Genomic DNA, 22,576 nt, shown 5'->3' with positions numbered 1-22,576 from the left:
TTCGGTCCGTCGAGCTCGACCTCCATGATCTCAAGCGGCTTTCCGGCCTCAAGGGCAACAGCTGCGCGGGTTCTCATCTACGAATTCCTTCCTGATCGGGTACGGCAGCCCCGCACAGGGGACCGCACCCATGGATGTGAAAAGCAGCGGAAAGACGAGGCGTCCGAGATCGCCGCGCCTTTCCCATGCTCCAGAAGTCCTATATCGCAAGCTCCGGAGCAATCGGGATGTTCGGGCGTTTCCGGACAAGTCACCCCCAGATCGCGCAAAGCGGCGTCACGAACGGAGCCCTGAATGCCTGACATCCGCCCCTATGCACCTGAGTCCGCGATCACCACCTCGCGCAAGGTCCAAATCGTTATCTATCCGGGCTTCAAATGCATGGAGGCGGTCGGGCCGGTGAACGTCTTCACCGCCGCCAACCGATACCTCGCGGCGGCCTCGCACCCGGCGCGCTACGACGTCGAACTGATCGCCCCGACCCCGGGCCCGGTGCAGTCCGAGAGTTTCCTGACGCTGACCGCCGAGCGCGCGCTGGCCGATGCCACGCCGGAGGACACCGTGATGATCGCCGGCGCGCTTGATATCGAAGAGGCGCTGCGTGGCAACCCGCAGATCGTCGACTGGTGCCGCCGCCACGCGACGCAGGCCCGCCGCTTCGCTTCGCTCTGCACCGGCACCTTCTTCCTAGCCGAGGCCGGACTCTTGGATGGACGCCGCGCCACGACTCATTGGAGCGTCGCCGCAAGGCTGCAGCAGGCCTATCCCGACGTACGGGTCGAGGCGGATGCGATCTTCCTGCGCGAGGACAACCTCTACACCTCGGCCGGGGTGACCGCCGCGATCGACCTCGCGCTGGCCTTCGTCGAGCAGGACTTTGGGCGCGACCTCGCACTGTCGGTGGCGCGCGACATGGTGATCTATCTCAAACGCCCCGGCGGCCAGTCGCAGTTCAGCGCGGTTCTGACCGGGCAGGCGCAGGTCCGCTCCGGCATCGCCGACATCCGGACCTGGATCCACGCCAACCTCGAGCGCAAGCTGCAGACCGGCGATCTGGCGCAGCGTGCAGGGATGAGCGAGCGCAACTTCGTGCGCCAGTTCACCCGCGACGTCGGGCAGAACCCCTCGGATTACGTGATGAACGCCCGCTGCGAGCGCGCGACGACGCTGCTGCTGGAGACGGGACTGCCGGTGAAGACCATCGCGCACCGGGTCGGATTTTCCTCGGACGACCAGATGCGCAAGGTGTTCAACCGCAAGTTCTCGCTGACTCCGCGCGAGTATCGGGAGCGGTTCTCGACCGCCGCCTAGATCGCGCGGCTACTGCGGGCTGACCGTGCCGTAGCGCCGTCCATACCAGAGCAGCGGCTTGCGCCGTTCGCTCCTCGCGATTTCCTGAACGTGGCCGACGAAGAGCACATGCCCCTCGGCTTCGAACTCCTGAGCGACGCGGCAGTCCATCGCAGCCACGCAGTCCAGAAGCCTCGGTGAACCCGAGCTCCAGGTCGCCCAGTCGCCTTCGAAGAACCGTCCCTCGGGCGGCACCTGACCGGCGAAGGCGTCGGCGATATCGTCCTGCCCCTCCGAGAGCATGGCATAGGAAAAGCGCCCCGTCTGCCGGATCAGCTCGTCCAGTTCCGAGCCGGCTGCAATCGACACGAGGATGGCAGGCGGCACCACACCGAGCGAGATTGCCGCCGTGACGGTCCGCCCGAGGCGATCCTTGCCCTGTGCAGAGGTCACCACGCAGACCGTCGCTGCGAGTGTCGCCATGGCGTCTCGGAACTGCTGCGGATCAGCCAAGGCTGCGACGCCCAGGGGCGCGCCCATGTTGTACTGTCGTGCCCAGGGTTTCATTGCCTGCCTCCGGGGATCGGCAAGAGGAAGATCTTGCGACTGTCCGGCAGGCCCGGGACGCAGATTTGCGCGGGGCACTTCTCGGTGATGGTGATGCTCATTGGTCTTCCTCTGCCGGGAGGGCACATCCCGCCGCGCAAAGGCACGGCGGGACAGCTCCGCGCCGATCAGGCGAGGTTGCCTTCGGCGAACTCGTAGTTCGCGAGAGTGTCGAGGAAGTTGCTCACGTAGTCCGGACGACGGTTGCGGAAGTCGACGTAGTAGCTGTGCTCCCAGACGTCGAGGCCGAGCAGCGCGGTGCCCTCGCCGGTGGCCAGCGGGTTGACGCCATTCGGAGTCTTGGTGACGCCCAGGCTACCGTCGGCCTTCTGGATCAGCCAGGCCCAGCCCGAGCCGAACTGCGTGGTCGCCGCTGTCTTGAAGGCGGCCTTGAAGCCCTCGACCGAGCCGAAGGACTCGACCAGCTTGGCTTCGAGCGTGCCGGGGATGCCGCCGCCGTTCGGCGAGAGCGCGTTCCAGAAGTGGATGTGGTTCCAGTGCTGGCCCGCCTGGTTGAACACGCCGGCAAGCGCGTCATCGCCGTAGGACAGCGCAATGATTTCCTCGAGCGTCTTGCCCTGCAGGGCGGCGTTGCCCTCGACGAAACCGTTGAGCGCCGTGACATAGGCCAGGTGGTGCTTGTCGTGGTGCAACTCGAGCGTTTCCTGGCTCATGCCGCGCTCGGCAAGGGCGGAATGGGAATAGCTCAGAGCGGGAAGTTCGAAGGTCATCTCGGTCTCCTTTCGAGCCAGCGCTTGCACGCTGCGGCCCGTTTGGTTAATTAAACAAGCAAGTACTTTGAAAAACATCGGAGCCAATATGTCAAGCGATGACTTGGAAAAAGAAGCATGGTCGCCGCGGGCTCCTTCCGAGCGGCTGCTGATGACGCTGAAGATGCACGGCGCGCAGACCTCGGCCGAGGTCGGCCGCAGGCAGGGCATCACCGGCGAGGCCGCGCGGCAGCAGCTGATGAAGTTGCATGAAGAGGGGTTGGTGGACGAGGAACGCCGCAGCGCGGGTCGCGGGCGACCCGCAACCTACTGGCATCTGACCGAAAAGGCGCAGGCGCGCTTTCCCGACACCCACGCCGCGCTGACCGTGGACATCCTCCGCAGCATCACCGAGGTGCTCGGCCCCGAGGCGCTGGACCGGATCATCGCCGAGCGCGAGGTGGCAACGCTCGCGCAGTATCATGGCGCCATGGCGGGTTGCGAGAGTACCCGCGACCGGCTGGTGCGGCTGGCCGAGCTGCGCAGCGCCGAGGGCTACATGGCGCAGGTCGAGGAGGATGAGGACGGCACGCTGCGACTTGTAGAGAACCATTGCCCGATCTGCGCCGCCGCCAGCTTCTGTCAGGGCTTTTGCCGCGCCGAGAAGGCGGTGTTCCAAAATGCCCTCGGCTCCAGCGCTATCATTGAACGAGACGAGCACATCGTCAGCGGCGGGCGGCGCTGCACCTATGTCGTGCGGGAGACGCGCGCATGAGCCCCGCGCCCGCACAGCCCGGAGCGCCGACCACCGAAGAGGCCATCGCCGAGGGCCTGAACGAGGCCTTGATCCGCCGCGTGGTGCACCGCTTCTACGATTTGGTCCGCGCCGACCCGCTCATCGGCCCGGTCTTCCACGCCCGTGTCGCCGAGGGTCACTGGCCGGAGCACATGGACAAGATCACCGCCTTCTGGAGTTCCGCCCTTCTCGGCACACGCAGCTACAGCGGCAAGCCTATGCCCAAGCACCAGGCCATCGACGAGCTGGAGGACGCGCATTTCCGCCGCTGGCTCGCGATTTTCCGCCACACCGTGACCGAGCTTTGCCCCGAGCGCACCGCCGCGCTCTTCATCGCCCGTTCCGAGCGCGTGGCCGAGGCGTTCAGGATGAACATCGCCATGCACCGCGGCGATATCCTCACCTTCCGCCCGCCGCTCACCCGCGAGGAGTATCCGTAAGCGCCCGAGCGCCCGCAACGCGAAGAGGCGGCCGAAGCCGCCTCCCGTCACCACATCACTCGCTACACACACCCGCCCTACTGCGTGGACAGGAATTCCACGACGTTCCGGCGATCCTCCTCGTCCGGCAGGCGCAGCACCATGCGCGTGCCGGGCACCATGTCGCGCGGGTTCTCGAGGTATTGCACGAGCGTCTCGGCATCCCACATCAGGCCGCTGTCTTCCATTGCGCCCGAGTAGCGGAAGCCCTCGGCGGTTCCCGCCTCACGACCGACCAAGCCCTGCAGGCTGGGTCCGACGCGATTGGAGCCGTCGAGCGTATGGCAGGCGGCGCAGCGCCGCTGGAACACGGTTGCGCCTTCAGCGGCGTCCTGCGCCATCAGGGGCTCCCCGGCCAGCAGGCCGAGGAGAACGAAACTACCAAGTTTATTCATCATTTATCCGAAGTCGTGTTTCGACAGGGGCAGGCTGCGGATGCGCTGACCGGTGAGGGTCGCCACGGCGTTGACGATGGCCGGGCCGACCGCAGGAAGACCGGGCTCGCCGACGCCGCCCATGGGAGCACCGCTCTCGACGATAGCCGTGTGGACCTGCGGCATCTGGTCGGGGCGCAGGATCGGGTACATGTCGAAGTTGCGGGCCGTCGGCTCACCGTTTTCGTAGACCAGTTCCTCGACCAGCGTCTGCGAGGTGCCGAGCGCGACCGCCGACTGCACCTGCGCCTCCACCGTGCTGGGGTTCACCACCTGCCCCGGATCGAGCGCGACCCAGACCTGATGCACGCGCACTTCGCCGCCATCCACCGACACCTCGGCGATCACAGCGGCCTCGGAGCCGAAGGGCGAGGCCATGGCCACGCCGCGGGCGCGGGTGGTGCCGTCCTCGGCCTCGAAGGGACCGGGGGTCCAGCCGCCCGAGATCTCGCCGACGCGCTCCAGCAGCGTGCGGTGACGCTCGGAGCCCGACAGCATCGACAGGCGCATCTCGAAGGGATCGAGGCCGCCCGCCTGCGCCAGCTCGTCGAGGAAGCCCTCGTACATGAAGTCATGCATCGAGTGGCCCACCGCGCGCCAGTAGCCGATCACCGCGGGGTTGGCATGGAAGATCTGGCCAATGTGGGTGTTGGCGATGGCGTAGGTCTTGCCCGAGATGCCCTCGGTCGCCGACGGATCCTGTCCCGGAGGTGCCTGATACCAACGCTGTGTCGGTCCCTCGCCCACCACCTCGACCTGCAGCGCGGTCGGGCCATCCGGGCCGACAGCACCGCGGAAGCGCGCGAGGCCCAGCGGACGCGGCGCATCGCGCAGGAAGTCCTCCTCGCGGGTCCAGATCAGCTTGACCGGACGGCCCACGGCCTTGGCCAGCGCGATCGCCTGCGGGAAGGGGTTGGCCGTGGCATAGAGGAAGTGCCTACCGAAGAAGCCGCCCAGCACCTGCTGGTGCAGGGTGATCTGGCTCGCCTCCAGCCCGGCCGCAGCGGCCGCCGCACCGACGAACATCTCGGGCGCCTGACAGGGCATCCACAGATCGAGAGTGCCGTCCTCGTTGAACCGCGCCGTGGCCGAGGGCGGCTCGAGTTGGCCATGCGCCATGTAGGGCGCATCGTAGGTGGCCTCGATCACCATATCCGCAGATTGAAGCGTGCCGGCAGCATCGCCCGAGGCCTCAACTTCAACCACTTCACCCGTGGCGCCGGCCAGCGTGTCGCGGAAGGCGGCGGAGGAGAAGCCCGCGGGCATCGGCCATTGCGCCTCGCCCTCGATCCAGTCGATCTCGGCGGCATCGATGGCACGGCGGGCCTGCCAGAATTTCTCTGCAACCACGGCCACGGCCCCGTCCAGCATCTGCACGGAATGCACACCGCGCATCGCCTCGATCTCGGCCTGGTTCGTGACCGACGCGGGCATCAGGCCCAGACGCGGCGCGTGACGAAGGGCGGCCAGCAGCATGCCCTCGACCTCGACGTCGATGGCGTAATTCTGGCGCCCGGTGGACTTCGCCCGCACATCCATGCGCGGCAGGGCGGTGCCAATCCAGCGGAAGTCGGCCGGGTCCTTGAGCGCCGGGGAGACGGGCACCGGCAGGTCCATGGCGGCCGCAGCCAAATCGCCATAGGCCGCACGACGACCGGAACCTTCGTGCACCACGACGCCCGGCTCGGTGGTCAGTTCGGAGGCCTCCACACCCCACTCCCGCGCCGCCGCCTCGACCAGCATCGCCCGCGCAGCGGTGCCAAGCTGGCGCATCACCGGGTAGCCGGTGCGGGTCGACATGCTGCCGCCGGTCAGCCGGTAGCCGCCCATGATGCCGAAGGGGCCGCCCGCCGGGGCGATCTCGACCGAGAAGTTCTCGGGCGCGAGGTCAAGCTCTTCGCCGACGATCTGCGCCATGGCGGTGAAGATCCCCTGCCCGCCCTCGATGAACGGGCTGCGCAGCAGCGCCGTGCCATCGGAGCGCAATTCCAGGAAGGCCGTGACGGCAGGCGCCTCGGCAGCGATCTCCTGGCCCCGCACCGGGCGCAGCGGCAGCGCGGTGGCCAGCACCAAGGCCCCGGACCCGGCAAGGAAGCCCCGCCGCGACACGTTCACCGGCGCCTGCCCGAGGCGGCGCGCGAGTTGATCAATCACACCCATGGCTCAGGCCTCCGACACGCTGCGCACGGCAGCGCGGATCTTGTTGTAGGTGCCGCAGCGGCAGAGGTTGGTCATCGCGCCGTCGATGTCCGCGTCGGTAGGGTCGGGAATATCGCTTAGCAGCGCCGTTGCCGCCAGCACCTGCCCCGACTGGCAATAGCCGCATTGCGCGACCTCGTTTTCGACCCAGGCCTCGACCACGCGGCGGCCGATCTCGGTGTCCTCGACCGTCTCGATGGTCCGGATTTCGAGACCCGCGACGCTGTCGGCCGGTGTCGCGCAGGAGCGTGTCGCCACACCGTCGATCAGCACGGTGCAGGCGCCGCATTGCGCGATGCCGCAACCGTATTTCGTGCCGGTCAGGCCAAGTTCCTCACGGATCACCCACAGGAGCGGGGTATCGGGGTCCACGTCGACGTCATGCGTCGCGCCGTTGATGTTCAGCTGCATTGTCATACCTGTCGGTTCGATGGGTCTGTCGCGACGATGGCGAGGCACCGCCGGAAGAGCGGGCGCATGCGCCATGCCGAAAAGGGATCTCTGCAAGACCAAGTGTCCTACGAGGCCAGCCTCGAAGCTATGGGTCGAAACCCGATAGCGCCGATGAGCCTGCCTCATGAATGGCCGGGCTGTCAGGCGGGCAGCGCCCGACCGCCACTATCGCGGCGCGACAGAAGCAGCATCGCCAGCACACCCAGCAGGCTGATGACCGAGGTCGCGACCACCGCCCGATGCCAGCCCTCGAAGAAGCTCTCGCCCTGCGCCCCGGCAATCAGCACCGAGATCAGCGAGATGCCGAGCGCCGAGCCGAGGTAGCGGGCGGTGTTGTTGGCAGCCGAGCCCATGGCCGTACGCTCCTGCGGCACGGTCTGCACCGCTTCATGGCCCAGCGAGGCGTTGAGGATGCCGTTGGCGACGCCCGCCACGAAAAGGCCGGGCAGCAGCACGGCCCAGGTGCTGTCCGCGCCGGCGACGAAAAGGAGCGCCTGCCCGACCGCACAGCCGAGAATTGACCAGATTACCCTTGCCCGCGAGGAGAGCGCCGCCGGCAGGAAGCGCGCGCCGAGCGCGGCAAGGACGGTCACACCAGACCAGGCGAGAATGGTGACAGCGGCGGCGAGTGGGCTGAGGCCCAGCCCGCGCACCAGGACGGTCGGCACCATGGACATCAGTGCCAAGACCCCGGCTCCGGAAGCGAAGGCAGCCAGGGTCGCGCCGACAAAGGCCGGGCTGCGGAAGAGGCGCAGCTCAAGGATCGGGTTCGGGCTGCGGCGCTCCAGCCGGACGAAAAGCACAAGCAAGACCCCGGCCAGTGCGATCAGCCCGATCACCAGCAGCGAGGAGCCAACACGGACCTCGACAAGCGCAGACATGAGCGCCGCCATCCCAACCATCAAGGCGAGCGCGCCCGGCAGGTCCACCCGCAGCCCCGTCCGGGGACTCTCCGGAAGTTGCACCGATGCCAGAGCCAGCGGCGCGGAGATCAAGGCGATGACCCAATGGATCGCGTTCCAGCCCGAGACCGAGAGAAATGCGGAGGAGAGGATCGGCCCTGTCGCCACCCCAGCCCCGAGCGCGGCCGCCCAGATCGCGGCAGCCTGGACGCGCGCCTCGCCTTGGTAGATCTGCCCAAGAAGCCCCAGCCCGCAGGCCATGATCCCGGCACTACCGAGCCCCTGAACGATACGCATCACGATCAGCATCTCCGCGCTGCCGGACAGCGCCGCGCCGATCGACGAGACCACAGTGATCCAAAGACCCGCCACGAAGGTGCGGCGGCGGCCCAGCGTGTCACCGAAGGCGCCAGCGGTGAGCAGTCCGCAGGCGGCGCCAAGCGGCATGCCGCTCATCACCCAGGCCTGCTCGGCCGCGCCGAGGTCGAGCGCGGAGGTCATGGCGTCCAGCATGGTCAGAGGCGCGGTAAAAACCACAAGTGCCAGCAGCGTCGCCAGCGCGACGAGGACCAGCGGCAGTTTCGGTGCCAAGGTCCCCGATGCGGCGCGCGGGGTCATTCCGCACCCCCTTGTGCAGCCGGGCCGCCGGTGAGCACCCGGTGGCGCATCCACACACAGCCCTTGTCGAGGGTTTCCACGGCGATCAACTCAAGGCCACGAGCCACGGTCGTGCCGCGGTGCTCGTAGATGGCGGGGATGCCGCCCTGCCCGTCCACCACCGGGTAGACAAGCGTGCTGGTCTCGTCGATCAGCCCCTCTGCCAGGAACGCTCCATTGATCTCGCCACCGCCTTCGAGGATCAGCCGCCTTGCGCCGAAGGCAAGCGCGATCCGCGCCAGCGCATCGGCCAGCGCCCCCTCACCCGAGCCCAGGAAAACCACCGACACGCCGCGCGCGACCAGCATCTCGACATGCGCGCGGGAGGCTTGCTCGCCGAGCACCATCACCAGATGCGCGCCGTCGATGTCGCCGCTTTCGGGGCGGAGCCGACCCGTCCGGTCGATGCAGATGCCGATACCCGAAAGTGCATCGTTTTCCCGCGCGATGTGATCGTCCCGCGGGCCGATGCCCTCGGTGGGCGCTGGGTCGGCGGCATCAAGGTAATGCGCCTCCATGGTCGCGCGTCCGACGATCCAACCATCCGCGTCCAGCCGGGCCGCGGCGGCGTCATAGACCTCGAGCAGCTCTTCCTCTTCGCAAGGCCAGCGGTCGGCGAGCAGCCGACCGTCGATGGAGGTGATCATGTGGCAGATGATGTGGGGGCGGGTCATGGATCGGCTCGTTCGGTTTCGGACTGGCCGCCCTGCGGTCGCGAGGCGGGCTGCCCCTTCATATGCGGCGCGGCTCGCTTCGTTGTATGCCCGGTCTCCGCCTTGCAGAGATGAGCGCCGCTCATGAATGGCACGGGACACTTGCCCTTGAGGCCGGAATATAAAAGGACCGGGCGCTGGAATGCGCCCGGCCCTCAAGAACGGCGGTTTGCCGGATCAGCCGTTGTAGTCCTCGTCCGCCACCTTCTCCATCCAAGTCACCGGCGAGCCGTTGATGCTTTCCTGAATGGCGATGTGCGACATGGCATTTTCCGGCGCGGCGCCGTGCCAGTGTTTTTCCTCGGCCGGAAAGAAGACGATGTCACCGGCAGTGACCTCCTCGACCGGCCCGCCTTCGCGCTGGACGCGACCCTTGCCGAAGGTGATGATGATGGTCTGGCCCGCCGGATGGGTGTGCCACGCGGTGCGCGCGCCGGGCTCGAAGGTGACATGCGCGCCGCTTGTGCGGCCGGGCGCGTCGGCCTGGAACATCGGGTCGATGCGCACGGTGCCGGTGAAATAGTCCTCTGGACCGGGGCCGGAAGGAATGCTGCCTGCGCGGATGATTTTCATTATCTTTCTCCTTCTGTCTCGCTGCGCGGTCATCCGCGCAGCTTGGTGAATCTGTAGGTAAGCGCTGGCCCGCCCGGTTGGACGTAAGCCAGTTCGACAGTGGCCATGGCAAAGGGCTCGACATAACGGCCGTTGCGCAAACCGCCGGTGTCGAGCGGCTCGAAGCCGATGTCGCGGATGAGCTGGCCGGCGATTTCCTTGGCACCCGCGTCATCACCATAGGTGAAGACCTGCGGCGCGGGCTCCTGCCCCTTGCGGGCGAAAACCGGCGTGAAACTCTCTGAGGGCGTTGTATTGAAGCACGACACCCAGCGCGCCTTCGGGCGCATCCGGGCCAGCTCCTCGCCGCCGGAGGAGGTGGTGCCGACGACGAGGTCCCGGTTGGCTTCGTCGAGCGGCACACAGCAGTTCAGCACCACCTTTCCCGCCAGATCACCCGCCTGCTCCAGCACGTCGCCGACCCGCGACCAATGCACGGCCAGAAGCAGTGCCTCGGCCCCGTCCACGGCGTCGGCAATGGTTCCCGAGTGCCCGCCGCTCTGCCGCGCAAGACGCTCGAGCTTCGACGCGCTGCGCGCATAGGCAAAGGTGACGTCATGGCCAGAGGCCGCCCAGAGCGCGCCGAGCTTGCCGCCCATCAGACCCGATCCGAGAATGCCGATCTTCATGCTGTTCTCCTGAATTGCGGCAGCGGAGCCGAAGCCCCGCCGCCCGAAGACTTAGTTCGCTCGCGCCTCGAAGACCTGCTTGGCCACCGGCAGCGCCGAAAAGACCTTGGGCCAGCCAGCATAGAAGGCGAGATGCGACAGCATGGCACCCGCCTCTTCCTGCGTCAGCCCGTTGTCCATCGCGCGACCCAAGTGGAAGGTCATCTGCTCGGGCTGACCGGCGGCGATCAGCGCGGCGACGGTCACCATGCTGCGATCGCGGGGCTCCAGTGCCGGGCGCAGCCACAGATCGTTGAACAGCAGCTCGCGCGTGGTGTCGACGACACCCATGCTGACATTGGCGAAGTTGCCGCGCACGGTTTCTTCACGGGCGGCCTCGGCCTCCTCATTGATCGCAAGCAGCTCGGGCTCGAGCGCCGGAAGATCCTCTGCCGTGACACCGCGCGCATCAAAGACCGGCGCCATCGCCTCGGCGGCGGCGGTGGCATTGCCCCAGCCGGTGTAGAAGGCGAGATGGGTGATCGTCTCGGACAGTTCGGCCGGGGTAACCCCCGCGACGAGCGCCAGCTCGACGTAGCTGCCGAGGGTCTCTGTCTCATGGCGCGTCACCAGCGCCGCGAAGGTGACAAGCGCGCGGTCGCGCATGGAGAGCTCTTCACCCGCCCAGACAGAGCCGAAAAGATCATTGGTCGAATAGGCCTCGAGCGCGGGCGCAACGGCGCCGACGGCGGATGGCAGGGTGCTGGACAGCTCCTGCGCGGTCGCGCCGGTGGTCATGAGGGCGAGGGCCGAAGCGGCAACATAGGTCTTCATGGGAGCTCCTGTCGGGCTTGTTCCGGTTACCCCCTTGATGTGGGCGGACCCTGCGGAACCTTAATGCCCGTTTGGGCCAACCCACTCATGACAGCGCCTCATGAATGGTTCAGCCCCGCTCTCGCAAAGCCTCCAGCACCACCTCGAAAGCCGAAGACGGACGCTGCCTGCTCGGGTAGTAGAGGTGGAACCCCGGGAAGTAAGGGCAGTAGTCATCAAGGCAGGTCTGCAGAGCCCCGGAGTCCAGGTGTTCCGCCGCAAGCCGTTCGGGGATCAGTGCGAGCCCGTGGCCGTCTACCGCCGCGCGCATCACCGGGTTGATCGTGTTGAAGCAGGTCTGTCCCGAGACCTTCACGCGGATCTCGTGGCCATCCTTGTCCTCGAATTCCCAGGCATAAAGCGCGCCATGGGTCGACAGCCGCAAATTGATGCAGCGATGCTCGGCCAGGTCCTGTGGCACCTGCGGGGTGCCCGCCGCCTCGAAATACTCGGGGGCAGCGACGCAGATCATCCGCTCTTCCGGGCCGATGCGCATCGAGATCATGCCCTCGCTCACCTGTTCGCCGTAGCGCACCCCGGCATCGCATTGCGAACTCGCCAGATCGGTATAGCCGTAGTCCATGACGAACTCGACGTTCACCGCAGGGAATTGCTTCAGCACCGGCGAGAGCTTGGGCCAGAGGATCGTGTCGATGGCGTATTCCACCGCGACGATCCGCACCGTGCCGGTGGGCTGATCGCGCGCGTCGTTCAGCGCCTTGAGCCGGGCCTCGATCATCTCGAAACAGGGGTTGAGCGTCGCCAGGAGGTCCTCGCCCTCGAGCGTCGGCGCAACCGAGCGCGTGGTCCGGGTCAGCAGGCGCAGACCGAGCCGCTGCTCGAGCCCCTTGATCGTATGGCTCAGCGCCGACTGCGACACATTGAGCCGGGCCGCCGCGCGGGTGAAGCTCCGCTCCTCGGCAACTGCTGCCAAGGCTATGAGATCGTTTATGTTTTCACGAAGCATGAGGGAGGCCTTGATCTGGTGCTCGAGGATCACAACGGGTCTCCCTCACGATATATGTGCGTGGCTCATGACGTCCAATGATTATCCCGTTATCGGGAAAGCCGGATCATCCGGTCATCGGACGCACCGTCCCCGCGCGGTGAGCGGTTGCTGGTGATCACGTAGATGTACGCCTCGCTCACCAGCACGTCGCGCACCCGTTCGCCGAGGCCCAGGGCTTCGGACACCGCGCCATCGGTTCCGACCGAGAGAAGAGACCCGGCGCGCAGGCTGGCCAGCAGCAGGCGCTCGCCCTCCCAGGCAAGGCCCGACGGCGCCCAGGTGCCGCGCCCGGAATGGGCCAGCGGCGCCTGCATCCCGTCCCGCGTCTCGTCGCCTTGGATCAGCGGCCAGCCGTAGTTCGCGCCCCGCTCGATCCGGTTCACCTCGTCATGGCCGGACTGACCGTGCTCCGCCGCGTAGAGCTGCCCGCCGGCGTTCCACGCTAGACCCTGCGGGTTGCGATGTCCCAGCGACCAGACCGGCGAACCGTCGAACGGATTGTCCTCGGGAAGCGCACCCTCCGGCGTCAGCCGCAGGATTTTGCCCGCGAGGCTCCCTACGTCCTGCGGACGCTCGCGGTTCTCTGTCCAGCCCGTGGTGGCGTAGAGCATCCCGCCCGGGCCGAAGGCCACGCGTCCGCCATTGTAAAGCGGATGGCCAGGGATGCCGTCGAGCAGCACGCGCGTCTCATACCAGGCATCGTTGCCCAGCTCGATCTCGATGACGCGGTTACTGCGGTCCTCCGGCGTGCCCATGTGCTGGTAGACCACCGCGCGGCGGCTCTGCGCAAAGTCGGGCCGCAGCGCGAGGCCAAGCAGCCCGCCACCCCGGTCATTCAGGATCGGCGCGCTGGTCTCGACCGGCAGCCGGGCGAAGTTCTCGCCGTCGAAGATGCCGATGGTCCCGGCCTTCTCGGTTAGGTAGACCACCTCGCCCTGCGCCTCGATGTCCCAAGGGTAGTCGAGCCCCTCAAGCACCGTTTCCTGCGCCTGTGCAGCCGGCGGGAGAAGCGCGGCCATGAGCAGGCCGCGCCAGATTGCAGCCTTAGCTGCCATATTCTTCGTCCGTCACCAGCGCGCCCCAGGTCACTGCCGAGCCATCTTCGGCGGCCTGGATCGCATAGTGGGTAACCGAGGTGCTGTCGGTCGCGCCATGCCAATGGTTCACGCCCGCCGGAGCGAAGACCACGTCGCCGGTACGCATGATCTGCTTTTCCTGACCCTCTTCTTGGTACCAGCCGGTGCCCTGCGTGACCACCAGATACTGGCCGATCGGGTGCGTGTGCCAAGCCGAGCGCGCGCCCGGCATGAACGTCACCTCGCCGGCGCTGACATCGTTCATGTTCGGCCCGAAGACCGGCGCCACGAACACGGTGCCGGTGAAGGTGTCTTCGCTGCCGATCTGGCCGCCACGATCCAGCGTCGTGGTCTGCGTCATCTCCTGCGCGAAGGCAGCGGGAGCCGCGGCCAGCGTAAGGGCGAGTGCTGCAAGGGTTGTTTTCATCAGGTCGTCTCCATCGTGCACGAGGCGGCCATAGGGCCTGCAGCAGGGTTCATTCCCTGCCTGCCCAAATGAGATAGCGATGCCGTATTGGTGTATAATGCCAGCGGTTCGGGACACGCTCATGAGAGGACCTCATGAAAGCCCAGCGTCACCACCCCGACTGCTCCCCCAGCGCGGAGACGGAGTCCATCTGGCGCGCTTCCGGTTTCATGAGCGTCATTCATGGCTGCATGTACTGAGCGCCCGATTATCCTGCGTAGCGGATAGATTAGATGATGCGCTGTCCGAGGCGCCCTCGCCTCGGTCTTCGATGACCCAGATGGAAAGGATCAGCCATGACCAAGATACACGTGACTGTCGGCGAGGCGGTTCTTTCCGCCACGCTTGACGACACGCCCGCCGGCCGCGATTTCGCGAGACTGCTGCCGCTGGAGCTGACGCTCGGCGATTACCACGGCATCGAGAAGGTCGCCGAATTGCCGCGCAAGCTCGACACCGCCGGTGCCCCCGCCAGCTACGCGGCGAAGGCCGGGGATATCACGCTCTATGAGCCATGGGGCAACCTCGCGATCTTCTACCAGCCGTTCGAGGCCGCGGCGGGTCTCGTCCGCCTCGGTGCCTTCGACGGCGATTTCGCGGCGCTGCTCCGGAACGACCGCTTCAAGGCCCGCCTGTCCCGCGCGGACTGATCCGGCCTTCGCGCTGCCCCGCGCCCCATGGCCGGCGCATCGCGCGAGACCAGGGCTATCGCTCGAGCACCTCGGCGGTCACCTCGCTCGGCGCCATCAGGCCCAACAGGCCGATGTCGCGGTGCAACTCGCGCTTCAGGATGCCGATTGCCTTCTGCACGCCGTCCTGCCCTCCGATGACCGCGCCATAGAGCATCGGCCGGCCGATCCAGACGAAATCCGCCCCCAGCGCCAGTGCCTTGACCACGTCGGTCCCGCGCCGGATGCCGCCGTCGACCATCAGGGCCATGCTCCCGGCCTCTTCGCGCGCCACCGAGAGCGCACGCACGCCGCTGATCGCGTAGTCCAGCTGGCGGCCGCCGTGGTTCGACAGGATGACCCCGTCGCAGCCCAGCTTGCGGGCCTCGGCGACATCGCGCGGCGACAGCAGCCCCTTGACCACCAGCCGCCCCTGCCACAGGTCGCGGATCAGCGCGACATGGTCCCAGTTCAAGTGGTCCTTGCGTCCGAAATCGCGCGCCGCCCGCTGCGAAATGATCGGCGCGCCCCGTTCGGCAAAGGAATTCTCGAAATGCGGCATCCCGTCTTGCATCAGGCCGCGCAGGAAGGTGCCGAAGACCCAGCGCGGATGCAGCCCGAAATCCCAAAGCAGCCGCGGCGTGACCCGAAGCGGCGTCGAGAAGCCGGAGCGGATATTGTTCTCGCGGTTGGCAAGAACGGCGGTGTCCGCGGTGAGCACGAGCGTCTCATGGCCCGCCCTTCGCACCCGCTCTATCAAGGCACGGATGCGGTCGTCCTCTCCCGGCAAGTAGGCCTGGAACCAACCGTCCGGATTGGCCTCGCGGACGCGCTCGAGCGGGGTCAGCGAGGAGCCGCTGAGAACGTAGGGAATGCCTTCGGCCTGTGCCGCGCGGGCCATGCACACATCCCCATCCCGCGCCATCAGAGCAACGATGCCCATGGGCGCTATGCCGAAGGGGGCCTGCCAGTCGCGGCCGAACAGCGGGTGCGTCAGGCCGCGCCCCTCGACGCCGCGCAGCACGCGGGGCACCAGCCGGTACTCTGCAAACACCGCACGATTGTCGGCGCGGGCGGCGGTGGTCTCGGTTCCGCCGGAAATATAGCCGAACAAGGGCCGCGGCAGGCGCCGCCGTGCCGGGGTTTCGAAATCGTTGAGGCTCAGCAGCTTGGTCATGGGGTCCCTCCGTCTCCGCGGAACCTAGGCGGGTTCGCCGGGCGGGAAAACAGCAAATCAGGCAACCATGACCCCAGCCGCCAAAATGCGTCGGAGGAGGCGTCAGACCGGGTTCACCACGGAGCCGGCATGGTGGCACCAGCCAAGACCACGGCGTTTCGCCCCGCCCTCTGCGACCTGCCCCGATCCGGTCGCGGGGAGCGACGGGTTTCGGACCGTTCGCCGCGCCAAACTCGGTCGCAATTCGCGGCCCCGCTTCGCGCTCCATGAGGTCATGCCACCTGTTATCCGCCGTCAGACGGGCCTTCACCGATTGTCCGCCCTCCGGGCGGCAGGGCCTGAAGAACGTGGCGATGCAGGCGCCGCTGCGCAGGATGCGGCGCGTTCTTGCGCGACTCGAGCTTGTTCAGAACCGGTCCAGGCGCAAAATCTCTAACTCCAGCGGGCGGCGGGCGATCATCGCGATCGGCAACAGCGGCCCTTTGTCCGCGCCCGCAAACGCGCCTTGGACTTGGTCAGTGGCGGGTGACGCTCCGTTTCGCCTGCCGCAGAACCTTGGCGCCACCCAGACACCCGCGAGCAAACCGGGGATGCACCGTGGCGTGGGCGCTTGCCCCGCCATGCCGGTCGCTTCGGCCGGGCTGCGGCGCGCGATCAGGAGCACCAAGACGTCCTCCCCCGCCCCCTGCCCGACCGCCGCAACGCGGCCTGGCAGATCTCCCGCGTGCGGCGTCAAGCCGTCGCCGCGAGGGTTTCGAGCACGGCCTTTGTCACCGCGACAGTGCCCATGTCACCGCCGAATTCCATCGGTCGGATCTCGTTGCGCTCTAAGCCGCGGTCAACCGCCGCCTCGATGGCCGCCGCCGCCTCGGCATAGGCTGGCTGCCCCGTCTTGTCGGCGAGGTAGTCGAGCATCAGTGCCCCGCTGAGGATCGCGGCAAGCGGGTTGGCCTTGTCCTGCCCCATGATGTCAGGGGCAGAGCCATGCGCCGGCTGGAAGAGCCCGATGGTGTCGCCGATCTCGGCGCAGGCCGCCATGCCCATGCCGCCGACCAGCCCGCCCGCAAGATCCGAGAGGATGTCGCCGAACATGTTTTCCATGACCATGACGTCGAATTCCCAAGGCCGCCGCACGAGGTCGAGCGCCATGGCATCCACGTAGTTGTAGCTGCGTTCGACCTCGGGATAACGCTCGGCAGTCTCGTCGAAGATCTTGCGGAAAAAGGCCATCGAGGTGAAGACATTGGCCTTGTCGACGCAGGTCAGCCTGCCCGAGCTGCCGCGGTCGCGGCGCTTCTTGGCCAGCCGGAAGGCGAAGTCATGCAGCTTCTCGCTGGTCGAGCGGGTGATCCGCAGGGTCTCGCAGACTTCTTCGTCGCCCTTGATCCGGCTGCGCTTGTGCACGGCGGCGGAATAGAACAGCCCCTCGGTCGATTCCCGCAGGACGACCATGTCGATCTTGGCCGCCCGCGGGTCGGCCAGCCGCTGCGGCGCGTTCGGATAGGCCTTGATCGGACGGATCCCGGCGTAGAGCCCATAGCGGTCACGCAGCCGCAGATGCGGCGAGATCTCGGTGCCGTCGGCGTGACGAATGCTGGGCAGCCCGATCGCGCCGAGGAAGATGGCGTCGGTCTCGCCTGCGCGCTCCTCACCTCCCGGCTCGATGTCGATCCCGTGTTCCGCATAGTAGCCCGCGCCGGCCTTGATCTCGATATAGGTCGGCTTGGCGCAGCCGACACGGGCGCAGGCGGCGTTCACCACCACCAGGGTGGCATCGGTTACGTCGATGCCGATGCCATCGCCCTTGATGACGCAAACCGTGGGTGCAGTCATGGTCTCTCCTCCGGAGGAATTCATATTTTGCCGGCGACGCGGCAATCGGCGATGCCGCGCGAGGCAGGTGTCGTGGCCGCAGGTCAGGCATGCGCTCAGCCGCGGGGTCCGAGGGGGCCTTCGGCGCGGTCGGCATCACCCGCAGCACCATGCGGCGCGCTTGCCCGCAAGGCCCCGCGCCGCCTCGCCGATCACCAGATCGCCCGGCATGAGGATCAGCAGCAATTTCACCCGGCCCAGCTTCTTGATCGAATGGGGCATGCGCGGCGGCAGCACGGTGGCGGGATCGGCGTTGGGCACCACCGACAGCGCCACGGAATGCGACGAATGCAACTGCGCGACCGCGCCTGTCGGGTACGGGTCTCGGAGAAGGCGGAATGCAGCGGGATCGAGTGCCAGCGCCATTGCCGCGGGGCCAGACAGGCGGATCTTCGGCACGCGCTTCCGGCAGGCGGCAAGCTGATCGCGCGTCGCGCGGCCGTGGGAACACGGTAGAACCGTTCGCGGTCCGCTGACCGGCTGCCAGTGCGGCTCGTCCGGGCTGATGCCGAAGTACGCAGGCAGACCGAGCGCGTTGCGGGAGCCCTCGCAGAGTAGGCGCTTGTCCTTCGCCGCGCGCCCGAAGGTGCGCAGCTCCTCGTCGCGGATCGCCTCGACGAGGGCACAGCCCAAGGCCGGCAGCGCGACATTCACCGCCGGCGCACCGGCAAGCATCCCACAGATCGCCGCATGGGCAACGGGAACGTCGCTCTGCGAGGCCAGCACCCGGCGCAGGTCCGTGTCGCGCATCGGTGTCAGCGGATGATCCTGCATGCCGGATTTCTCCAGCAGGCGTTCCGCGACGAAGATGTGCTCCTGATCGACGCGCCGCCCGGCCTCCGGGACGGCGGGGCAGGCGATCATCCGTCCGCTTCCGAGCGGTGCCGAAGGCGCATCGAGCACCGGCCCGATACTGCCCTTCGCAGTGCAGTGGAAGCTCGAGCAAACCTTGAAGGTGATCTGCAGAGCACCGTGCGCAACGGTCGCTGCCGCGGAAGAGGTGCGCGACCGGAGCGAGACGACCCCTATTGCAGCCGCGATCTGATCGCCTGCGGCAGGCACGCCATCGTACCGCACGGTTGCCAGCCCGGCTTCGGCCCGGGTCTTCGCAATGTCCAAGGTGCCGGTGACGTCGTCGGCGATGACCCCGATCAGCATGCACGCCTTCCAGACCTCGGATCACGCAGCGGGCCGCGGTCGAGCCGGCGAATGTGCGGCGCGATGTCTTTAGGGAAATAGGTACGCACCAAGGGGTCATGGCCGGGGACGATCAGCTCGGGCCGTGTCGCCAACGCCTCCAGCCGCCCGAAGCCGTCGAGCATGTCCTGCACGTCGACCACGATCGGGAAGGGTTTTCTCTCGAAGACGTTTTCGTAAAAGTGCGAGGCGTCGGAGGCAAGCACGAGATGACCCGCCTCGGTGAGCACGCGCACGCATTGCAGCCCGCGCGAATGGCCGCCGACAAGGTGGACCGTCACGCCCTCGGCGATCTCGGCATCGCCGTCGTGGAAGACCACACGCCCGGCATAGAGCCGGCGGACCGCCTCGCAGACATGGCCGGCGGTGAAGGGCCCGCGCAGCACATCGTGGCACATGCAGGGGCCGGTGGCATACTGCATCTCGGCCGCTTGCAGGTGCAGCGTCGCCTCGGGGAAGAGGTACAGGCCGCCGGCATGGTCGTAGTGCAGATGCGTCACGATCACCTTGGTCACGTCCTCGGGCCGCAGCCCGAGCGGGCGCAGGGCTTCGCGCGGGTCCATCAGGATCGGCCGGCCGCGTGCCACCGCCTCGGCCTCGTCATAACCGGTGTCGACAAGGATCACCTCGGCGCCACGGCGCAGCACCCAGACCGAGTAATCCATCGCATGCGGCGCATCGTGGTTGTCGGCGAAGATGAAGCTGTCTGCCCGGATGCGGGCGGTGCGCTCGGCGTAGCGCACCGCGTGGACCTGCCAGCCGCTCATCGCCGCACCTGCGCGTCGCAGCGCCCCGCCCTGGACTGCACCACCTCCGAGACCGCCGTGTCGGTGGCACCATCGCAGACGTCGAAATGGTGGCAGCCGGGCTCCAGCCGCAACGAGGTCTGCGCGCTGTCGATCGTCAGGGGCAGGCACGCCGCGCGCGTACCGGCGCGCAACATGGAGTTCGCGGTGACCGCATACATCATTGCAGCCCTCCTTCAGGTCGCGAGAATGCCCTTCTGACGGGTGGCAGCCGGCTGGCGATCAGCATCAGGTTCCGCACAAGAAGCATCGCAGCGGCCGGGCGGGCAAGGAGGGCCCCGATGCTGCCGTCGCCGAGCAGCAATGTCCGGCGCAGTGTCTCGCAGAACGGGCCGCCAAGGAGTACGCCGATGCCCGGCACGCGGTAGAGATCGTCGATCCCGCCGCCAGCCGCCGCCGGGAGGCTGCCCGGCCCTGCCATTACCGCATCGATCAGCGCCGAGAGACCGTCATGGGCGCGCAAGTCCGCCGCAGCACCCAATACTGTAGGGGAGCGTTTCATCACGTCAGCTCCTCCCAGCCGTTCTGGATGATCTTGGCATTAATTTGCGTATACGTTATAAAATGCATAGTCAATCACCGAACACTTTCCTATGCTTGTCGGCGATCGCGTTCCTGTGCTCGTAGCGGCGATGCCCGCGAGACCGCGCCGTGAGGGAGGACCAGACCATCGCACCCGTGAGCGCCACCGCCGGGACCCCGCTTCGCGTCGCCTGCCTTGGGGCGGGCTACTTCAGCCGTTTTCACTACGACAGCTGGGCCCGGATGCCCGCGGCGGCCGTGGTCGCCGCCTGTGATACCGACATCGACCGCGCGCGCGCCACCGGCCATCGCGCCTATGACGACCTTGCCACGATGCTGCGCGCCGAGCGCCCCGACCTGCTCGACATAATCGTTCCGCCCGCCGCGCATGCCACGGCGCTCCGCACCGCGATCGCGCACGGCGTGAGCTGGATCATTTGCCAGAAGCCGTTCTGCCGGGACCTGCCCGAGGCGCGGGCGATCATGGCCGAGGCCAGAGGCACGGTGATCGTGGTTCACGAGAACTTCCGGTTCCAACCCTGGTACCGGCGCGTGAAGTCCGCGCTCGATGACGGGCTGATCGGCGATGTCCAGCAACTGACCTTCCGGCTGCGGCCCGGCGATGGCCAGGGGCCGGCAGCCTATCTCGACCGCCAGCCCTACTTCCAGCAGATGGAGCGCTTCCTGATCCACGAGACCGCGGTGCATTGGATCGACACCTTCCGATACCTGCTGGGTGAGCCGACCCATGTCTATGCCGACCTGCGTCGGCTCAACCCCGCAATCCGCGGCGAAGATGCCGGATATGTCCTCTTCGACCATCCGCAAGGCGTGCGGGCGCTGTTCGACGGCAACCGCCACCTCGACCATGCCGCCGACAATCTGCGCCGCACGATGGGCGAAGCCCTGATCGAGGGGACGCGCGGCAACCTGTCGATTCTGGGTGACGGTTCGGTCTGGCTGCGCCTGAAGGGGAAGGTCGACCCGGAACAACTGCTTGCACCCGACCGCTGGGACGGTTTTGGCGGCGATTGCGTCCACGCGCTGCAATCGCACGTGGTCGCGGGGATTCTCGAGGGGGCCCCGCTCGAGAACCTCGCGCCGGATTACATCTCCGTCATGGAGATCGAACGGGCGATCTACGCCTCTGCCGAGCGCGGCCAGAAGATGGTGCTGGACGGGCGCGCGCGATGAGCGCCGGGGACCAGAAGCCGATCGCGGTCGCGCAGCGGGCGGTCCGGCAGCTCCGCGAGATGATCCTGACCGGCGAGCTCGCGCCCGGATCGGACCACCTCGAAGCGGAGCTGGCCGATCTTCTGGGCATGTCGCGAACCCCGATCCGAGAGGCCGCGCTGACGCTCGAGCGCGAAGGGCTGCTCGTGATGCGCCCGCGCAGGGGCATCCGCGTCGTCCCGGTGTCTCCGGACGATATGCGCGAGATCTACGAGATCCTGACCGAGCTAGAGAGCCTCGCTGCCGAACGCGCGGCGGAAACCGGCTACAGCGCCTCGGATCTCAGCACGTTGGCCGAGGCAATCGAGGCGATGGATGACGCGATTGCGGCCCGCGACCTTGAGGCCTGGGCGATCGCGGACGCTGCTTTCCACAGCGAACTCGTGCGTCTGGGCGGCAATTCACGGATTGGCCTGATCGCCTCCATGATGAGCAACCAAGTCTGTCGCGCCAAGGCGCAGACGCTCTTCATCAGGCCGCTTCCCTCGCGCTCCAACGAAGACCATCGCGCGGTCTACGAGGCGATCCTCGCAGGCGATGCTACCGAAGCACGACGGCTCCACCGCGACCATCGCCAGCACGCCCAGAAAATGTTGAGCGGAATCCTCGAGAAGCACCGCATCAAGCAGCTCTAGCGTTCAAGGCGGCAGCCGCCGCTCGGATCGGGTGGCGCAGACTGCGCCCTTGGCGTTGGCCGGGCTTCCGGGGCATCGACATGCGCCGGCAGACGGCCTCGCGCGCCCCTCCTGACCGCTGCCGGCGTGCTCATCCGGTCCATGTGAAAGTGGCGAACCCCCTCGCGCGCCGGATCCCGGCGAACGAGATACCATAGAGGCGGCAGAATGGGCGTGGCCCGGGCTCGACGTCACGACGCGTGAGCCGACCCATTGCTTCGCGACACTCAAACGGATGATCCGATGCTCCGGCAATGCGGTTTTAGATCGCGGGCAAATGGTCGTGCCCCATTCCGCCGCATGTCTGCCGGATGCGCCGCTCACCCGCGGGCCTGGAGATGCTTAGAAATGGGGGCTGGAGGTGAGGAGGATCAGGAAGGGCGTCAGTGGCGCGTTTCCCCGACGCCCAGACTGTCCCGATCGATGGTGTGACCATGTCGCTCATGTCCGGCTGTGCCGCCATCGCAGATAGTGCCCCGCGGCGTGGTGTAGGAAGCCGCGAGCGTCGCTGATCGCGAGGCTGGCGGTCATCGTCGATCTTCGG

The 22,576-nt window shown here is 67.2% G+C and carries 26 protein-coding genes; 6 read left to right on the top strand and 20 right to left on the bottom strand.

All coding sequences use genetic code 11. The annotated features are described in order from the left end of the window. The first annotated feature begins 294 nt into the window (after positions 1-294). Positions 295-1,311, top strand: coding sequence for a GlxA family transcriptional regulator (locus IQ782_RS28180; protein WP_194138003.1), 1,017 nt, complete (start codon positions 295-297; stop codon positions 1,309-1,311). A gap of 9 nt (positions 1,312-1,320) precedes the next feature. On the opposite strand, the gene IQ782_RS28175 is transcribed toward IQ782_RS28180, so the two are convergent. Continuing rightward, positions 1,321-1,857, bottom strand: coding sequence for a flavin reductase family protein (locus IQ782_RS28175; RefSeq protein WP_194138002.1), 537 nt, complete (start codon positions 1,855-1,857; stop codon positions 1,321-1,323). Between the two features lie 167 nt (positions 1,858-2,024). Then, positions 2,025-2,627, bottom strand: a complete 603-nt coding sequence (locus IQ782_RS28170; protein ID WP_194138001.1) for a superoxide dismutase — start codon at positions 2,625-2,627, stop codon at positions 2,025-2,027. Positions 2,628-2,715: 88 nt separating this feature from the next. Here IQ782_RS28170 and IQ782_RS28165 point away from each other — a divergent pair, with 88 nt between their 5' ends. Together IQ782_RS28165 and IQ782_RS28160 are read left to right on the top strand one after the other, a co-directional pair. After that, positions 2,716-3,381, top strand: a complete 666-nt coding sequence (locus IQ782_RS28165) for a helix-turn-helix transcriptional regulator (protein ID WP_194138000.1) — start codon at positions 2,716-2,718, stop codon at positions 3,379-3,381. After that, entirely contained in the window at positions 3,378-3,842 is a 465-nt protein-coding gene (locus IQ782_RS28160) for a group III truncated hemoglobin (protein ID WP_194137999.1), read from the top strand. Before IQ782_RS28165 ends, IQ782_RS28160 begins: the two co-directional genes overlap by 4 nt. A 77-nt stretch (positions 3,843-3,919) precedes the next feature. Here IQ782_RS28160 and IQ782_RS28155 read toward each other — a convergent pair whose 3' ends face one another. From IQ782_RS28155 to IQ782_RS28105, 11 genes are all read right to left on the bottom strand, one after another. Continuing rightward, positions 3,920-4,276 carry a c-type cytochrome gene (locus tag IQ782_RS28155; protein ID WP_240989647.1) on the bottom strand — a complete coding sequence of 119 codons (357 nt, stop codon included), beginning with the start codon at positions 4,274-4,276 and terminating at the stop codon, positions 3,920-3,922. Between the two features lie 3 nt (positions 4,277-4,279). Continuing rightward, positions 4,280-6,475 carry a xanthine dehydrogenase family protein molybdopterin-binding subunit gene (locus tag IQ782_RS28150; protein WP_194137997.1) on the bottom strand — a complete coding sequence of 732 codons (2,196 nt, stop codon included), beginning with the start codon at positions 6,473-6,475 and terminating at the stop codon, positions 4,280-4,282. A gap of 3 nt (positions 6,476-6,478) precedes the next feature. Continuing rightward, entirely contained in the window at positions 6,479-6,925 is a 447-nt protein-coding gene (locus IQ782_RS28145) for a (2Fe-2S)-binding protein (RefSeq protein ID WP_194137996.1), read from the bottom strand. Positions 6,926-7,107: 182 nt separating this feature from the next. Next, positions 7,108-8,487: an MFS transporter gene (locus IQ782_RS28140; RefSeq protein WP_194137995.1), complete on the bottom strand. Its 1,380-nt coding sequence runs from the start codon at positions 8,485-8,487 to the stop codon at positions 7,108-7,110. Then, on the bottom strand, positions 8,484-9,200 hold the full coding sequence (locus IQ782_RS28135) for a dihydrofolate reductase family protein (RefSeq protein WP_194137994.1): 717 nt from the start codon (positions 9,198-9,200) through the stop codon (positions 8,484-8,486). The genes IQ782_RS28140 and IQ782_RS28135 overlap by 4 nt, the downstream gene beginning before the upstream one ends. 216 nt (positions 9,201-9,416) lie before the next feature. Next, on the bottom strand, positions 9,417-9,812 hold the full coding sequence (locus tag IQ782_RS28130; RefSeq protein ID WP_194137993.1) for a (R)-mandelonitrile lyase: 396 nt from the start codon (positions 9,810-9,812) through the stop codon (positions 9,417-9,419). A gap of 29 nt (positions 9,813-9,841) precedes the next feature. Beyond that, positions 9,842-10,495, bottom strand: coding sequence for an NADPH-dependent F420 reductase (locus tag IQ782_RS28125; protein WP_420832700.1), 654 nt, complete (start codon positions 10,493-10,495; stop codon positions 9,842-9,844). Positions 10,496-10,531: 36 nt separating this feature from the next. Beyond that, complete coding sequence (locus IQ782_RS28120) at positions 10,532-11,293, bottom strand: carboxymuconolactone decarboxylase family protein (protein WP_194137991.1); 762 nt, start codon at positions 11,291-11,293, stop codon at positions 10,532-10,534. A gap of 109 nt (positions 11,294-11,402) precedes the next feature. Continuing rightward, the gene (locus tag IQ782_RS28115; protein WP_338092664.1) at positions 11,403-12,332 is read right to left on the bottom strand and encodes a LysR family transcriptional regulator; all 930 of its coding nucleotides are present in this window, start codon (positions 12,330-12,332) and stop codon (positions 11,403-11,405) included. Positions 12,333-12,388: 56 nt separating this feature from the next. Further along, positions 12,389-13,396 carry a PQQ-dependent sugar dehydrogenase gene (locus IQ782_RS28110; RefSeq protein WP_194137990.1) on the bottom strand — a complete coding sequence of 336 codons (1,008 nt, stop codon included), beginning with the start codon at positions 13,394-13,396 and terminating at the stop codon, positions 12,389-12,391. Next, a complete protein-coding gene (locus tag IQ782_RS28105) occupies positions 13,386-13,844 on the bottom strand; it encodes a (R)-mandelonitrile lyase (protein ID WP_194137989.1) in 459 nt (152 codons plus the stop codon). Before IQ782_RS28105 ends, IQ782_RS28110 begins: the two co-directional genes overlap by 11 nt. 335 nt (positions 13,845-14,179) lie before the next feature. Here IQ782_RS28105 and IQ782_RS28100 point away from each other — a divergent pair, with 335 nt between their 5' ends. Continuing rightward, positions 14,180-14,533 (top strand): cyclophilin-like fold protein, encoded by a 354-nt coding sequence (locus IQ782_RS28100; RefSeq protein WP_194137988.1) that lies wholly within the window; start codon positions 14,180-14,182, stop codon positions 14,531-14,533. A 55-nt stretch (positions 14,534-14,588) separates the two neighbouring features. Here IQ782_RS28100 and IQ782_RS28095 read toward each other — a convergent pair whose 3' ends face one another. The 7 genes from IQ782_RS28095 to IQ782_RS28065 all read right to left on the bottom strand — a co-directional run bounded on the left by IQ782_RS28095 (position 14,589) and on the right by IQ782_RS28065 (position 20,105). Next, positions 14,589-15,728, bottom strand: coding sequence for an alpha-hydroxy acid oxidase (locus IQ782_RS28095; protein WP_194137987.1), 1,140 nt, complete (start codon positions 15,726-15,728; stop codon positions 14,589-14,591). Positions 15,729-16,134: 406 nt separating this feature from the next. Continuing rightward, complete coding sequence (locus tag IQ782_RS28090) at positions 16,135-16,395, bottom strand: hypothetical protein (protein ID WP_194137986.1); 261 nt, start codon at positions 16,393-16,395, stop codon at positions 16,135-16,137. A gap of 65 nt (positions 16,396-16,460) precedes the next feature. Continuing rightward, entirely contained in the window at positions 16,461-17,561 is a 1,101-nt protein-coding gene (locus IQ782_RS28085; protein WP_194137985.1) for an isocitrate/isopropylmalate dehydrogenase family protein, read from the bottom strand. A gap of 135 nt (positions 17,562-17,696) precedes the next feature. Further along, on the bottom strand, positions 17,697-18,758 hold the full coding sequence (locus IQ782_RS28080; RefSeq protein ID WP_194137984.1) for a four-carbon acid sugar kinase family protein: 1,062 nt from the start codon (positions 18,756-18,758) through the stop codon (positions 17,697-17,699). After that, complete coding sequence (locus IQ782_RS28075; RefSeq protein ID WP_194137983.1) at positions 18,752-19,564, bottom strand: N-acyl homoserine lactonase family protein; 813 nt, start codon at positions 19,562-19,564, stop codon at positions 18,752-18,754. Before IQ782_RS28075 ends, IQ782_RS28080 begins: the two co-directional genes overlap by 7 nt. Further along, the gene (locus IQ782_RS28070; RefSeq protein WP_194137982.1) at positions 19,561-19,767 is read right to left on the bottom strand and encodes a hypothetical protein; all 207 of its coding nucleotides are present in this window, start codon (positions 19,765-19,767) and stop codon (positions 19,561-19,563) included. Before IQ782_RS28070 ends, IQ782_RS28075 begins: the two co-directional genes overlap by 4 nt. Next, complete coding sequence (locus IQ782_RS28065) at positions 19,764-20,105, bottom strand: hypothetical protein (RefSeq protein ID WP_194137981.1); 342 nt, start codon at positions 20,103-20,105, stop codon at positions 19,764-19,766. The genes IQ782_RS28070 and IQ782_RS28065 overlap by 4 nt, the downstream gene beginning before the upstream one ends. A 149-nt stretch (positions 20,106-20,254) precedes the next feature. Between IQ782_RS28065 and IQ782_RS28060 the strand changes: the two genes are divergently transcribed. Both IQ782_RS28060 and IQ782_RS28055 read left to right on the top strand, forming a co-directional pair. Then, positions 20,255-21,319 (top strand): Gfo/Idh/MocA family protein, encoded by a 1,065-nt coding sequence (locus tag IQ782_RS28060; protein WP_338092663.1) that lies wholly within the window; start codon positions 20,255-20,257, stop codon positions 21,317-21,319. After that, entirely contained in the window at positions 21,316-21,993 is a 678-nt protein-coding gene (locus IQ782_RS28055; protein WP_194137980.1) for a GntR family transcriptional regulator, read from the top strand. The genes IQ782_RS28060 and IQ782_RS28055 overlap by 4 nt, the downstream gene beginning before the upstream one ends. Positions 21,994-22,576 lie beyond the last annotated feature (583 nt).

The organism is Salipiger mangrovisoli (assembly GCF_015223355.1).
GTDB lineage: Bacteria > Pseudomonadota > Alphaproteobacteria > Rhodobacterales > Rhodobacteraceae > Salipiger > Salipiger mangrovisoli.
Note: the sequence above shows the minus strand (reverse complement) of the source record. Positions and strands in the feature narration are given on the sequence as shown.